We start from the raw sequence: 15,387 nt of genomic DNA on the forward strand, positions 1-15,387 counted from the left end.
GCATCGCTCATGCAAGAGTGATTTTGGAGCCGAGAAGAACCGGGCCGAAGAAGGTCTTCGGACGCTGTTCCTGGAGAGATCTTTGACAATTTTGTCGGCATTTCCCCGGAGCCAAGGATCATCATCCTTGAGGGGAAATGGCGCGAGTGACGGGGCTCGAACCCGCGACCTCCGGCGTGACAGGCCGGCACTCTAACCAACTGAGCTACACCCGCGCATTGACGAGCACGTGTCAGCCGTGTTCGTCGTTGGGGCGCTGGATAAGGGGTTCGCTACCGGGTGTCAAGCGCACCAAACCATCATAACGCCAAACAGGAGAAGGTTTTTTGACAGCCGGCATTTTGTTCGCAAATCCGGCCTGCGAACAGGGCATCCCGCACTCATTTGGCCTTGCGAAGCAGGTCCCGACCGCTTAAAGGTCCGGCCCGGAGCGGGCGATTAGCTCAGTTGGTAGAGCGCTTCGTTTACACCGAAGATGTCGGCGGTTCGAGCCCGTCATCGCCCACCATTTTGTTTTCAAAGCAGAATTCGATGTTTTACCCTCCCTTAAAGGTAGGGGGCGTGAAGCCGCCTAGCTACAGGATAGCAACAGCCAACCGACAGATCGGGTGTGACCGGCTCACGAACTTGGGTGTGGGAAATTAGGTGGCGCGACTGCAACGTGAGCGGTTGGATTTGTCGACTGTGCAGTGCGCGAGCAACGCCAGTGTGGGACCAATTTCAGGGCCAGCCAGACAAATTCAGTGCGCATCGGCGCGCCTTACTTTAGGAAGGTCTCGTCAGGGGGATTCGCATGACCGATGCGCAAAAAAGAGAACTTGAAAAAGCGCTCTGGGGAATCGCGAACGATCTGCGCGGAAAAATGGATGCCGATGAGTTTCGCGATTACATCCTAGGCTTCATCTTTTTCAAGTATCTGTCAGAGCGCATACATTTGTATGCAAACGAGATTCTCAAACCCGATCACATTGAATTCACGGATCTCCGCGAGGGCAGCCAAGAGGGCGACGAAGTCCTCGACGCTGTTCGAGCGGAAGCCGTCGATGAATTAGGCTATTTCCTCAAGCCTGCCGAGCTATTCGCCTCCATAGCCGAGCGCGGCGGTCGCAAAGGTGATAACTTTATCCTCGACGACCTCACGCGCATCCTTGAGAACATCCAGAAATCAACGATGGGCGCGGCAAGCGAGGAGGATTTCAACCACCTCTTTGAAGACATGGACCTAGGATCGACCAAGCTGGGGCGTACAGTCAGCGACCGCAACGATCTGGTCGCCAAGATTTTGACGAGGTTAAACGGCCTCGATTTTCGGCTGCGCGACGTGAACAGTGATGTACTGGGTGATGCTTATGAATATCTAATAGGCAAATTCGCCAGCGGCGCTGGGAAAAAGGCGGGGGAGTTCTACACGCCACAGGAGGTGTCGACGATTGTCGCCCGTATCGTCACAACGGGACGCGACCGACTACAACACGTATATGACCCTACGTGCGGGTCCGGCTCTTTGTTGCTTCGCGTGGCGCGCGAAGTTGGTATGCGCAATGTTGGGCAATTCCACGGGCAGGAACTCAACCGTACGACCTTCAACCTCGCGCGGATGAATATGATCCTGCATGGGGTGAGCTACCGCAAGTTCAACCTAAAGCAGGAAGACACGCTCGAACGGCCCCAGCATGACGGCAAATATGAAGCCGTTGTGGCCAATCCGCCTTTTTCGGCAAATTGGAGCTCCAATCCGCATTTCACGACTGACGATCGGTTCAGTACCTATGGCCGCCTCCCGCCTGCGTCCAAGGCGGACTTCGCCTTCGTCTTGCACATGATCCATCATCTTGCCGACAACGGTACAATGGCGGTGATCCTACCTCACGGCGCTCTATTTCGAGGTGGGGCGGAGGGCGAGATTCGCAAAATTCTCATCACTGAGCGCAACTATTTAGACGCCGTGATCGGATTGCCACCAAACATCTTCTACGGAACCGGGATTCCGACCTGTATTCTCGTTTTCAAAAAATGCCGCGAGGATCCGGGCAATATCCTGTTCATTGATGCCAGCGCGCATTTCGAGAGGGGCAAGAACCAAAACAAACTGAGCGATGAGGATATTCGTCGTGTCGTCGACACCTATCGCGCCCGGGTCAGCTCCGAACGTTATGCTCGTCTAGCTCCGATAAGCCTGATTGAAGAAAACGATTTCAATCTCAACATCCCTCGGTATGTGGATACCTTCGAGGACGAGGCGTTGGTTGACCTAGATGCAGTGTTGGCTGAGTTGAAGGAGATCGATGGGTCGTTGAAGGACGCGGACGAAGCGATTGCTTCATATTGCAAGGAACTCGGGCTGGAGGCTCCCGTATGAGTGCAGCCGAAGCTGGTCAGGTTCCTCAAATTCGTTTCCCTGACTTTACCGGCGAATGGAAACCCGCACGGGGTGGAGACGCTTTCGATCAGCGGCGGGAAGCTGGCGAAGACGGTTTGCCACTTTATTCGGTAACCATCGAACAAGGCATGGTTCGCCGCGATAGCCTCGATCGTGAAATAGCAAGCAGCTTAGCCGACGAAGGTAATCTGCGCGTCAACAAGGACGATCTCGCCTACAACATGATGCGCATGTGGCAGGGTGCGGTAGGCCGTGCGCCCGAAGACAGTATGGTAAGCCCTGCATACGTCGTTCTCGTCCCAAAAAACCACATTGTACCAGCGTTCTTCGATAGCTGGTTTAAACGAGCCCGTTCGATTTATCTTTTATGGGCCTATTCTTACGGCCTCACCAATGATCGTCTACGCCTATATTTTCGCGATTTCGGCAAGGTGCCGATGACGCTGCCCGAGAAGGCCGAGCAGCAGAAGATTGCCGATTTCTTTGGCGCGATTGATACCCGCATAGCTTTGCTGACACGTAAATGTGAGGCGCTGAAACGCTACAAAAGTGAAGTCGCGCGCCGCCTATTCGCCCGCGAACTCCGCTTCCGCCGGGACGATGGATCTGCGTTTCCAGATTGGGAAACGACGACCCTAGGGAACATTCTGAACTGGAAACGCACCAACAGCCTCTCCCGTGACATGCTTACCCCCGTTCCCGGCACCATCCAGAACATTCACTATGGCGACATCCATACCAAGTTTTCTATGCGGTTCAGCCAGAAGCAGCAGGAGGTCCCCTACTTGCTCGAAAGCGCTACCGCCGGTCCGATCCACCCTGAAGCGTTTTGTGAAGTCGGCGACATTGTGATCGCCGACGCCTCAGAAGACTATGCGGACATCGGTAAGGCAATTGAAATCGTGGAGGCCGCACCCATGTCGATCGTGGCAGGTCTCCACACTTTTTTGGCGCGCCCAAAGCCCGCCAAGCTCGCGCTGGGGTTTGGGGGATACCTTTTTCAATCCCCTTCCGTGAGACGCCAGATCAAGCGTCTGGCCCAAGGCATTTCTGTTCTCGGAATATCGAAAACACAGTTGGAAAAGGTAGTGATAGAACTGCCGCATATTGATGAGCAACGACGTCTTGTGGACTTCCTGTCCGTGCTGGATGACAAATTTGAACTGACGCGGGATGCAGTCATGTCAATGCGGAATTTCAAGCGCGGCTTGCTTCAAAAAATGTTTGTCTGATCGCTTATGCAAACTTTAATCGAATTGATCGAGCGGCATTCCGACGAGAACAGCGAACTGCGCTATTATATCAAGCACATTGAAGAATCCCAAGCTAACGAGGTTCAACATCCCGATATTTGCATAGAATGCTGTGCATCGTTGTTTCAGGGCGTGTCTAAGACCATTGTCAATCGATTGGACCCGCCGCAGGACCGAGAACAGTTCGAACGAGATTCTATTCAAAGGCAGGTCAAGAAAGCTCTGCGTTGTCTAGCGGCGAGTGACAGCTTGGTAGAGCTTGGCTTCCCAGTAGCTGTCGAAAATCTCGTGAGGATACTCGGTGAGTTGCGCAACGATCGCGGGGACATTAGCCATGGTCGCGCCGTCCCCAAAGAATTGCAGAGTGATCGCAGCCTTGCTCGATTGGTGCTCAACATTACCGAGGCCATCGTCCGGTACATGCTGGCAAGCTATTTTGCGCTCAAACCCGAACGGACGTTCGTCCCGCCGTATGAGGAGAACGAGAGGTTCAATGCGCTACTCGATGAGGCAAATGCGCTACCGGGTAAGCTGATCTATAGCAAAGCGCTCTATGACCAATTTGCGGAGGATTATGTAATTCGGCTCAAGGAATACAACGACGAACTAGATGCGCGGCGAGCCGATCTAAACCCCATGCTGGTTGGAGGAGAGGTCGGTGGCGACACAAAGTGAGGCGCAGCTTGAGGACGGTCTGATCGGCCGACTCGGAGCCCTCGGATGGGAATACGTCGCTATACGCGATGAGGTGGCGCAAATCGCTAACCTCAAAGTCCAGCTGGAGGCACATAACCGGCTGACGCTCACCGACAATGAATTTGCGCGCGTTCTGAATCATCTCGATAAAGGAAATGTATTTGACCGTGCCAAGACACTGCGTGATCGTTATCAGCTTACGCGCGAAGACGGTTCGGTCGTCTTCATAGAGTTTATGAACGTCAAGGAATGGTGCAAGAACCGCTATCAGGTGACCAACCAAATCAGTGCAGATGGGGCCTATCGTACCCGCTATGACGTGACCTTGCTCATAAATGGCCTTCCTCTCGTCCAAATCGAGTTGAAGCGGCGGGGGCTGGAACTCAAGGAAGCGTTCAATCAGGTAAATCGCTATCACCGGCACGGTTATCCCACTGGACGGGGGCTATTTCAGTATATTCAAATATTTGTTATATCCAATGGTGTGAATACCAGATACTATGCAAACAATCGAAAACAAAGCTACAAGCAAACATTCACTTGGTCCGGGGAAAACAATATTCCGCTTAATCAGTTAAGCGATTTTGCGGATGTATTTCTCGACAAATGTCATATTTCAAAAATGATAGCAAAGTACACGGTTCTGCATGAGGGTGACCGTCAATTAATGGTGCTTCGGCCTTATCAATTCTACGGGGTCGAGGCAATCATAGACAGGGTGAAGAATAACCCGGCCAAGGGCGGCTATATCTGGCATACCACAGGCTCTGGCAAAACCCTGACCAGCTTCAAGGCATCGCAGGTGCTGACCGAGATGGCCGAAGTCAGCAAGGTGGTTTTTGTCGTCGACCGCGCGGATCTGGACTATCAGACAACGCGCGAGTTCAATGCATACAGCGAGGGTAGCGTCGACGGGACCAACAATACCAACACGCTCGTCCGTCAATTTACCGACGAGCATACGCCGCTAATCGTAACCACGATTCAGAAGCTGAACGCAGCGATTTCTAAATCACAATTTTTGGAACGGATGGCCCCGCTGCGGGACCGGCGAATCGTTTTTATCTTCGACGAATGCCACCGCTCACAGTTCGGCGAGACGCACCGCAGGATCACGCAATTTTTTATCAACCGTCAGATGTTCGGATTCACTGGCACCCCCATCCTCAAGGTCAACGCGAACAAGAGCGAGGCGATCGCACGGACAACCAATGACCTCTTCGGCGATTGTCTTCACAGTTACGTCATCACTGACGCAATCCGGGACGGAAATGTACTTCGGTTCTCGGTGGAGTATTGGGGCAAGCTAAAGCGACGGGACGGCTCGCTTATCGATGAGAAGGTTGCTGGGATCGACACTCGTGAATTTTTCGAAAATCCGGATCGGATCGAGAGCGTGGTCGATTGGATTGTAGTGAATCACGACCGCAAGACGCACAACCGCGATTTCACCGCGATGTTGGCCGTGGGGAGCGTCGACGCACTCACGCAATACTACGATTTGTTCAAAACGAAACGCGAAGCTGGACTGCACGACCTTCGCGTAGCCACCATATTCACATCTGCGTCCAATGAAGACGATAAGGATGCAAATGGGCTCATTGCGGAGCCGGAATTTGATATCCCGATCGATATGCATAACCAAGGCCACAGCCGCGATAAGCTGCACAGCTATATCGCTGATTATAATGCGACTTATGGAACGAACTTCTCTGCGCGAGATAATCAGGGGTACTATAGTTATTATAAAGATATCTCGAAGCGTATAAAGGAACGGGAACGAGAGAATTTCAACGACAGGGACCGTGTCGACATCCTCTTGGTGGTCGCTATGTTTTTGACGGGCTTTGACGCGAAAAAAGTCAACACGCTTTATGTCGATAAGAATTTGCGTTACCACGGCCTGATACAGGCCTACTCTCGTACCAACCGCGTCCTCAATGAGGTTAAGTCTCAGGGCAATATTGTTGCGTTTCGTAATCTAAAGGATGCTACAGACGAGGCCGTCCGGCTGTTTGCCGATAAGGACGCGAGCGAGACAATCCTAATCGCCCCTTATGAGGAGCATGCCGCCAAGTTCAATTCAGCAGTTGCAGTGCTTCTCATGCTTGTTCCCACCGTCGATAGCGTTGACAAACTTCCGGATGAGAACGCCAAATTGGCATTCGTAAGCGCATTTCGCGATCTAGCGCGGGTGAGGAACGTGCTTTCTGTCTTCGCTCAGTTCAAGTGGTCAGACTTAGATTTGGATGCGCAAACCTTCGATGACTTCAAGAGCAAGTATCTCGACATTCATGATCAAGCCCGAAAGCGGGATCAGACCGAAAACGCGTCGATCATTAACGACATTGATTTCGAGTTGGAGTTGATCCGGCAAGATAAGATCAACGTCGCTTACATCCTTCAACTCCTGACGAACGCAAATGTCGGTTCCACCGATAGGGTGGTGCGGGATCAGCGAGTAAATGACATCCTAAATATCGTCGCTTCTGAGCCCTCATTGCGCAGCAAACGTGAGCTGATCGAGAAATTCATTCAGCTACACATGGCTACGCTTAGTGCGAGCAAAAGCCTTGATGAGGAGTTCAAAGCCTTTTGGCATTCGGAACGTGAAAACGCTCTTGAGGCAGTATGCCTAGAGGAGGGTCTCGAGCGAAAGCAGCTCAACCATTTAATGCAGCTCTACGAATTTACGGGCCAAACACCGGAGCGGGAAGATGTGGTGGGGGCTTTGACAGTTAAGCCGCGCATCCTTGAGCGTCGCAAGGTTATCGATCGCATTGTCGATAAAATGACGTCGATAGTACGTACATTCGATTCAGACACAGGTGACGTCTGATCTAAGCAGCGAGTTGACCCAAGTTGCGCCGATTGCGACGGGCATAGATTTTTGGGGGTTCTGGTGCCCATTCCTGACTATCAATCACTCATGCTGCCACTCCTCAACATTGCGGCGGAGGGGCAGAAGCGAGTTGCCGATGTTGAAGAGCGGATCGCTGATGATTTTGGGCTGACAAGGGATGAGAGGCAAGAATTGTTGCCTAGCGGTCGGCAACGTATCCTGCACAACCGCATTCATTGGGCAAAGTTCTACATGACCAAGGCGGGTTTGCTCGGGTCACCAGCCCGAGGCTGTTTCGTGGCAACTGAAGCTGGCAAAATGCTGTTGGCCGAAAATCCGGTGCGCGTGGACGTAAAAATGCTCTTGCAGCGTCCAGAGTTTCGCAAATTCTACAAGGGCGAAAATGACTATCACAATAACGCCGGTCGTGGCAGCCACGTAGTTGTAAGTGCGACTGAGCTAGATACCGTCGCCACCACGCCCGAGGAACAAATCGAAATCGCCTTCCGATCCGTCCAGCTCGCTTTGCGAGCGGAACTGCTTGAGCGCGTTGTCCAAAATAGCCCTACCTTCTTTGAGCAACTAATCGTCGATCTTCTCGTGGCCATGGGTTATGGGGGATCGCACAAAAGTGCCGCCGCTCAGCTCGGCCGTTCTGGCGACGGGGGTGTCGATGGCGTGGTCAATGAAGACCCTCTCGGTCTTGATCGTGTCTACGTGCAGGCTAAGCGTTATGTAGAAACCAACACGGTGGGACGTCCGGATGTGCAATCATTTGTTGGAAGCCTCGTAGGATTGGGAGCCACCAAGGGTGTATTCGTGACGACTTCGACCTTCAGTTTGCAGGCGCACGATTTCGTCAAGCACCTCACTCAGCGCGTGATCTTAATCGACGGTCAGCGCCTCGGTGATCTAATGATTGAGCATAGCGTCGGGGTTAGGGTGAGCCGTGCCCTAGAGTTTAAACGCCTCGATGAAGACTTCTTTGCCGAGGAGTGAACCATTTTGCCACGGCAGGCTCTGTCGCGAAGAAGCCGCTGATGGGTGCTGCCCAACCGCCTGCGACGAGGTCGCACCAAGAACCATCGCCCGGTTGCACCATGGTCTCCCCCCTTCAGCCAATCGGATCGCCCGATTCAGCTGCCAACGTTCGGCAGCACTGCTGGTTGCTTCTACTTAGCCGTGCTACCCCAGTGACGCAAGCTCGAAACCCTGAACAGATGGCGCACCATGGCAACCAGTCGCGAACGGTTCTCTCTTGCTCTTGAGCGGCTTAAGCCGAGTGACTGGGAGCACTTTGAAGTTCTGGCCTCGACATTTTTGGCGTCAGAATTCGGCACGCTGCGCACAATGGCCGCGCCCGGCGGCGATGGGGGGAGGGACGCTGTACTTTTCAGCCCGGAGGGGGAGCCCGAGACCGCTTTTCAGTACTCGGTGACGCCCCAGTGGGCGAACAAAATAAGGGCAACCGTAAAGCGACTTGAGCAGACCGCCCCGCAGACCCGAACGCTTATCTATGTGACCAACCAGACAATCGGAGCTCGTGCAGACAGTCTTCGCAAGGAGCTTAGGAAGGCGAACATTAGTCTTGATGTTAGAGACGCGTCCTTTTTCTTGGAAAGGGCGGATGAGGATATAGCCCGCTCCAACGCAGCTGCTGCGTTAGCATTTCGCTTCGTGGACCCCTTGCTCGCCGACGCAAAAGTCTTATCCGGGCATGGAGTGCTAAATAGCAAAGAAGCAAACACCGCTTTGTTGTATATCGAGATGCAGCAACAAGACGATGCTGCAGGGAAAGGTTTAACTCGGACCTGTTTCGAGGCGCTCACGAAGGCTGCGCTTCGCGACACGACGCCGGACGCGCGAATGCCCAAAAGTGAGGTGTACAAACGTGTTCAGGCATCGCTGCCTCAACACTCGCCACAAACGTTACAGCGCTTCGTGGACGCGGCGCTGCATCGCCTAAAGCGAAAGGCAATATCTCAGCGGTCGGGCGTTACCGAAGATGAATTTAATATCAATCACTTGGAGTTGGAGAGGCAGAAAGACGCCGCTGCTCGGCTTCTGACCATGCATAATGCTTTTGAACGCGACGTGACCGACATAATTGGTGGGGCCTCCGGTGCTAACGTCACTGATATGCAATTGTTGATGGCGTCGGTTCATAAAATTTTGCAGATATACTTTTTGAAACGCGGCGAAGAATTTGCAGCTACCGTTGCGTTGAACGCTGACCCGCCCCTTCATGAAGACGATCTAAGAAAGATTGTTCGGGATCATTTCCCAGCTAGGGCGGTTAGAGGTCGTGATCCGCAGGCGTTTGGATTACACGTCGTGAGTACACTTCTGGCCACACCAAGTGAAGGCACTCGAGGATATCTTCGTTTGCTGTCAGACAGCTATACGCTGATGTCTTTCCTCAGTGCTACGCCAGATGTTGAAGCGGCAACTCGCAAGCTTTTCAGCAACGGCACGATGTGGGTAGACACGGGCATGATTCTACCCATTCTCGCTGAGACTGTGAACGCTGATGAGCAGCCGTTCACCAATCTCTTTCGACAAGCCCGGCAATGCGGAATACGTGTGCACGTAACTTGGGGTGTTGTCGAGGAGATCGAACGTCACCTCAACCGATGCCGGGCATATTCATTCAGTACTAGATGGGAAGGTGAGGTTCCCTATGTCTATGCCAGATATATATTTTCTGGAGGCAAACAAGATTTCTTTCGTTCATGGCTGGAGAAGTTTACCGGCCCCGTAAACCCCATTCAGGATCTGGGGGAGTTTCTATCTGATGAGTGTGGATTTCTGGTTGGGGACGATTTCGACATATCTGGCGTTCCAGCCGAAATTAGAGAAGGCCTCACCGAATATTGGAGAGGAGTGCACGAGGGTCGGAGGAATATACCCGGTCAGGAGTATAATGTTCACATCGACCAGCTTACGAGGCACGATGTAGAGAATTGCCTGATTGTCCTCTCAGAGCGCCGCAAGGACAAGAAAATCCTCTCAAAACTAGGCAATAGTAGTTGGTGGTTGACGTTGGACCGAGCCGCGGGGAGAATGTCGAACGCCCTGCCATCTAAATTGTCCAATGAGATCGGGCACCCGCTAGTGATTTCGCTTGATTTTCTCATGCGATACATTGCTTTTGGACCGATCGAGAGAAGTCTTCGCGAGAGGAATGGAGCAATACCCGTATCTTTGCTCAACCTATTATGGAGGTGGTGCCACCCGATCTCGTGAAGGTTGCAATCGGCGTGAGGGAGTCGTCAGCCGGGCTATCGGAGAGACTTATCAACAGACGGCTTCGTGATGCGCTTGACGTCGAGCGCGCGAAGTTAGGCCCACTCCATGGAGCTGGACTTGAGGGCGTCACTGAGGCACTTTTGGGAGGCTACTAAACTTAGCCAAATCGGCCTACGTCAGGGTATGCCCTGAGGTCACGAAACCCCACTCCCGAGGCTCAATGTATATCGGAATCGACACCGACACCCGAAGGAATCCGAAAGTGGACCTCCGCCTTTAGTTGGCAGCTAAATCAAACACAAGGTGGTTCTGATATCCAGTTACAGACGAGAACGCCCCGCTCTTTGCGGCTAGCGCGGCAATTGCTGCCCAACGCGCCTCAAGCATCCTGCCGGTTCCGGTAATCACCCGATTTTCTATCAGAACGCTTCGAGCGAACAGGAGCTCTTCAGGAGTCGTGTCCGGGCTTCCCTGCATAATAAGCTGATGAGCACGCTCAAAGCCGGGTCCAACATATGCCCGACATCCTTCGACTGTTGCCGCTACGAACTTGGCGAGCACATCCCTGCGGTCCCTAAGTGTCGCGCTTGTTACTTCTAACAGGTAGCCATAGTCGTCGAAACCGTAGTCAAATAGAGGAAATACCTTCGGTGCCACCCCCGCCTTCTCAAAGCGCCACGGTTCGCTTGAAATAAAGCCTAGTACCGCAGCTTTTTCATCAGCGAGAACGGGTTCAAGACGGCCGGTGTAAAGGCGCAACTGCGCATCCGACCATCCGAAGGTTGTCTTAAGCTGGGGCCACAATGCGAGCTCGCTATGACGCGACGCATAGATCGGAGTATCTATCAACTGTGCAGGGCTATTCGTTCTCGTGCTGTCTTTTCGCGAAATCACGGCCATAGGGGATCTGTCGAATATCGCGGCTATGGCGAGTATTGGGACATCGCGATCATTGAAGAAGAAGACATCCTGAGAAAATGATCCAATTATAACATCTACTTTGCCCGCCAGTAGCAAAGACCTCGTATCTATTTGAGGGCCGCCGACCAAGATTTGTAGATCGATTTGTTTCTTATTATAGATGCCGTCGGCTATGGCCTGATAGAAGCATCCATACTCAGCACTTGGAAACCACGATAGCTGGAGCCGAATTGTATTGTCGGCCAGCGCGTGCGTCCCTATCAGGATCGTCGCCAAAAACCCAAAAACCGCGCCCCATTTGGACATCTTCCACATCCTCGTTAAAGAAAACGGAGAAAAGGTACTCGATCTATTGCCAATTCGCCACCAGAACATGTTATTCCGGCCGCGCGTCGAGCCTCTCGTCTCGTGCGAACAGCTTCATTTATATAGACATTTATGGCACTTGGGCCTAGACTTGGATTGTGCAATAGAGCAATTGCGATCAGCAGATGAACTGGTTATGATGCGCAAAAAGGATCCAGCAGATGGATTATGTCTCAGGAATCGAGACCGTCTTTCGCAACTTCTGGTATCCAACATGGCGGCTAGACCAGCCTGCGGAAACTCCAACGAAGGTCGATCTGGTTGGAGAACCGATCGTCGTTTTTGGCTCGGGTGACTCTGTGGGCGCGGTGCGAGGCAGATGCCCACACCGCGGTGCAGATCTCTCAAAGGGATTCGTTCAAGGTAATGCGCTTGTTTGTCCCTACCACGGAATGCGCTTTGGCCCTGACGCAAGTTGTGCTCAAAAGGTCGAGGGCGGTCCAAGTGTTCGGTTAGTTCAATCGCGACTTCTAAACCTGCAGAAAGACAGGTTTTTTCTCTGGGCGTCGCCGAGTACCGCCCATCACGACATGATGCGGGTCGCGGAACACATTGATATCACAAAGCGGTACTTTATCGGCGGTCCAATGTTTTGGTCGGCGTCGGCACCACAGATGGTCGACAACTTCTTGGATGTTGCACACTTCCCGTTTGTACACAAAGAAACGCTCGGAGCCGAGACGACGTCATCGAACAATCTTACGGTGCTGACCAGTGACGAATTGTCGTTCTCATTTACCTATCGGCATTTAGCGAGGCGGATTATTGGGAAGCTCGGAAGTTCCGATTCCGTATCGAGAACGCTGACGTACCGTTTCATTCCACCATTTAACGTGTCGATAAGAATTCATTACGACGAAGTCGAAGATGAAGATCAGATCCTGCTGTTGGTCGTTCCGCTTGGCCCGGGTCGTTCAATGTTTTACAAAATTGTGTCTACCGGCAACGTCCCGGAAGTCGACGTGAGAAAAAAGGAAGCGGACCTACAGCAGGCCATGACCGCCGAGGACCGAGAGGTTTGCGAGGCATTACCCGACCGTATGTATCTCGGACAATCAGAAATTAAGCTAGACTTCGATGAACCCGGAGCGTTGCTCAGAGAAAAGTATGCAAGGATTATTGCTCAATGAGATAGGAGGCGACGTTGTCATACCCCGTGGAAGTGATGCTCATCATAAACCCGCCGCTGGATTACGCCAGTTGGGACGAAAAGCTCCAAGCGAATAGAGCGCATTCGGTCGTAAGGTTTCACGACCAGCTTTCGAGGTACAACAAAGCAGGAAACGTGAAGTGGGCTTGGGGTTCCTATCCGTTATTTAGCGCATTCAATGCGCGGATAAATTTAAGTAGCTTTGTTGTCGTGTTTTCCGCCAAGGATATGGAGGAATATAAGACGTTTATGGCGGAGTGCCCTCTTTCTGACAATAGCGTATTTATCACGATTCCTTTGGTGTCCCTCGCCGACGATTTCGAAGAAGACGAACGGACTCGAGAGTCGTTGCGTAAGTTTCATAGCGACAAAGCATCCACAGCCGAAATTAATCGTGTTCGCGCCTCCTATCTCAAGCCGCCATCCTACTTTGATGAAAAGACGGTGGCACCTATCAATCCGCCAAATGTGCATACGAACTTTAGCGACTCCTCCGAGGCCGGTGTGTCCTATCTGCTTTATGGGGTGGGTCCTGAGGGCAGCGCCCATTGGTCTGACCTTAAAAGGGCGATCTACTCGGAAAAAGTATTTTGGTGGTATGCCTATGCAGGTGATTTGATAAAGCGTGGAAAAATAACGCACGGATGGTCTGTGTCGCCGTTCTGCGACGTAATATCTGTGCGTCAAAACTGCAAAGGTGGCGTGGTTATTCTAAATGCGATGGATATGAACGAACTTACAGAGTTATACCGTTTCAATCCATTGTTCGACGAGGCAGAGTTTCTGTCAATATCTCTTCGGTGTATAGCACGGCAGCGGGAGGCAGACATTTTACTTGCTAAGAAGTTTTCCAAGGCATCGTCGGCAAAGGGCAAGCGGTCGTAAATGACCATCGACTACGCTGACATTCAGGGGAGGGTGCTGCCTCCTCAGAATTTTTGTGTCCAGTCGGTCTGCTTCCGACGCATAATCGACGTTGCGTCGGCACGACAGGCGCTGGCTAAGTTGGTTGGCGAAATTACGACAGCACAAAATGCGATCGATGACTTTTTGGCTGCGGACGATGATCGCAGACGCGAGTTGAGTTTGGTCAACGTCGGTTTGACCTATGCAGGGATGCTGGCACTTAATTCAAGAATGTCCGGTGTCAGTTACGAGGCGTTTAAAGAGGGCCTTGCCGCTCGCAGCCGGATCATAGGCAGTCAGCGGCCGGGCGGACACGCTGAAATCGACAAGTGGGAGGTCGTTGACGGCAATTGGCCGGGGGCTGAAGAGAGAACTGCACACCTCATTGTTCTTGTTTGTGGCTTTGACCGCGCCGCAGTCGCACGTAAAGCGTTCCGAGTTTGTCGTTCCCTTTCGGGTACGACGCCCGTAGGCTTTTCATCCAGCGTTCTGCCCGGTGAGGATCGAGGAGCCTATCTAGGAGAAAGTTCCGCAGAGTTACGCGAACATTTTGGGTTCCTCGACGCAATAAGCGAACCTCTAAAAGCCGACAAAGATGGTGTAGACATCATATGGCATAGGCGACCACAAAGCGACGTCGCAAAGTTGGAACTCGGTCGATTTCTGGTCGGCCTGTCCGGTGGGCGCACAGAGCCGTTGGCGGGTGGTGTGTCGTCGAATTCGCTCGCTGGGATCTTCCGCGGTGGAAGTTTCCTAGTGTTCTTGCGGCTTCATCAGGACGTCTATCGCTTTCATCGTTTCTGCACCGCGGCATCATTGTGGATGTCTGACGAGCATGGTCTATTCATTCCGCCGCTGTCGATCGCTGAGCAACTGGTTGGCCGCACAATCGATGGCCGCCCGCTAGTGCCGTACAATAATTCGGATATTAATGACTTCTCTTTTGGCGGTCGTTCTGCCTCGTTCTGCCCTCACAGCGCCCATATCCGGAAAGCTAATCCCCGATCTCCTGACCGCTTTTCCCCCCGAGCATTAACTAGGCGCGGCATGCCTTACGGGCCAAAGTCGCCTTCATCTTTTGAAAGGCCAATTCAGGACTATGTGGAACGGGGAATGCAGTTCATTGCACTCATGACATCGATTGAGGAACAATTTGAAGCGACTATGAGGCGAATCAATGGTGTCGATCAAATCCACCAAAAGCAGAACGGGAAACAGGCGCTGTTGAAGGCCCGCATAGTGGATGGACTAGTCGGATCGAATTTTGAAGGGACGGACGATAGGTACATAGTACTGAGATCGCGGGATAAACGAAAAAAGAAAATAAGTGTTACGGTTAACCCACGAACAATATCTCCGTCGTGTAGCGGATGGTGTTGGCCAAACGCGGGGGGGTACTTTTTCCTGCCGACTATTGCTGGCTTTAGGCAATTGATATCGGGGTAAGAATCATAATAGTCGGAGTCGGCACAAGTGATATTTGACTGTTCGACTTTGCCAGAGCCGTCTGCCTACAGACTGCTTTCGTCTGTCATCATACCTAGGCCAATTGCGTGGGTCGTTACGATCGGAGGCGCTGGTCAGACCAATGTTGCCCCGTTTTCCTTTTTCAACTTGTTTTCGT

Annotated in this window: 10 protein-coding genes and 2 tRNA genes; 10 read left to right on the plus strand and 2 right to left on the minus strand. The window is 52.4% G+C overall.

From position 1 onward, the window contains the following. Positions 1–138: 138 nt before the first annotated feature. Positions 139–215: transfer RNA gene (locus FJ954_RS16445), tRNA-Asp, on the minus strand. Positions 216–432: 217 nt separating this feature from the next. Between FJ954_RS16445 and FJ954_RS16450 the strand changes: the two genes are divergently transcribed. The 7 genes from FJ954_RS16450 (at position 433) to FJ954_RS16480 (ending at position 10,417) form a co-directional block, all read left to right on the plus strand. Further along, positions 433–508: transfer RNA gene (locus FJ954_RS16450), tRNA-Val, on the plus strand. 285 nt (positions 509–793) lie between these two features. Then, a complete protein-coding gene (locus tag FJ954_RS16455) occupies positions 794–2,359 on the plus strand; it encodes a type I restriction-modification system subunit M (RefSeq protein WP_140661975.1) in 1,566 nt (521 codons plus the stop codon). Continuing rightward, the gene (locus FJ954_RS16460) at positions 2,356–3,612 is read left to right on the plus strand and encodes a restriction endonuclease subunit S (protein ID WP_140661976.1); all 1,257 of its coding nucleotides are present in this window, start codon (positions 2,356–2,358) and stop codon (positions 3,610–3,612) included. Before FJ954_RS16455 ends, FJ954_RS16460 begins: the two co-directional genes overlap by 4 nt. A 6-nt stretch (positions 3,613–3,618) precedes the next feature. Next, entirely contained in the window at positions 3,619–4,308 is a 690-nt protein-coding gene (locus FJ954_RS16465) for an abortive infection family protein (protein ID WP_140661977.1), read from the plus strand. Next, the gene (locus tag FJ954_RS16470) at positions 4,292–7,168 is read left to right on the plus strand and encodes a type I restriction endonuclease subunit R (RefSeq protein WP_140661978.1); all 2,877 of its coding nucleotides are present in this window, start codon (positions 4,292–4,294) and stop codon (positions 7,166–7,168) included. The genes FJ954_RS16465 and FJ954_RS16470 overlap by 17 nt, the downstream gene beginning before the upstream one ends. Positions 7,169–7,231: 63 nt before the next feature. Beyond that, the gene (locus tag FJ954_RS16475; protein WP_140661979.1) at positions 7,232–8,170 is read left to right on the plus strand and encodes a restriction endonuclease; all 939 of its coding nucleotides are present in this window, start codon (positions 7,232–7,234) and stop codon (positions 8,168–8,170) included. 231 nt (positions 8,171–8,401) lie between these two features. Then, positions 8,402–10,417 (plus strand): hypothetical protein, encoded by a 2,016-nt coding sequence (locus FJ954_RS16480; protein ID WP_140661980.1) that lies wholly within the window; start codon positions 8,402–8,404, stop codon positions 10,415–10,417. A gap of 279 nt (positions 10,418–10,696) precedes the next feature. On the opposite strand, the gene FJ954_RS16485 is transcribed toward FJ954_RS16480, so the two are convergent. After that, positions 10,697–11,647: an ABC transporter substrate-binding protein gene (locus FJ954_RS16485; protein ID WP_181177827.1), complete on the minus strand. Its 951-nt coding sequence runs from the start codon at positions 11,645–11,647 to the stop codon at positions 10,697–10,699. Positions 11,648–11,868: 221 nt separating this feature from the next. Between FJ954_RS16485 and FJ954_RS16490 the strand changes: the two genes are divergently transcribed. Genes FJ954_RS16490 through FJ954_RS16500 form a run of 3 tightly spaced genes read left to right on the plus strand, consistent with a single transcriptional unit; the run spans position 11,869 to position 15,209 of the window. Further along, positions 11,869–12,837, plus strand: coding sequence for a Rieske 2Fe-2S domain-containing protein (locus FJ954_RS16490; RefSeq protein ID WP_140661982.1), 969 nt, complete (start codon positions 11,869–11,871; stop codon positions 12,835–12,837). A gap of 14 nt (positions 12,838–12,851) precedes the next feature. Continuing rightward, on the plus strand, positions 12,852–13,742 hold the full coding sequence (locus tag FJ954_RS16495; protein ID WP_140661983.1) for a hypothetical protein: 891 nt from the start codon (positions 12,852–12,854) through the stop codon (positions 13,740–13,742). Further along, positions 13,743–15,209, plus strand: coding sequence for a hypothetical protein (locus FJ954_RS16500; protein ID WP_140661984.1), 1,467 nt, complete (start codon positions 13,743–13,745; stop codon positions 15,207–15,209). The last annotated feature ends 178 nt before the right edge of the window (positions 15,210–15,387 follow it).

The organism is Mesorhizobium sp. B2-3-15, assembly GCF_006442875.1.
GTDB classification, from domain to species: domain Bacteria; phylum Pseudomonadota; class Alphaproteobacteria; order Rhizobiales; family Rhizobiaceae; genus Mesorhizobium; species Mesorhizobium australicum.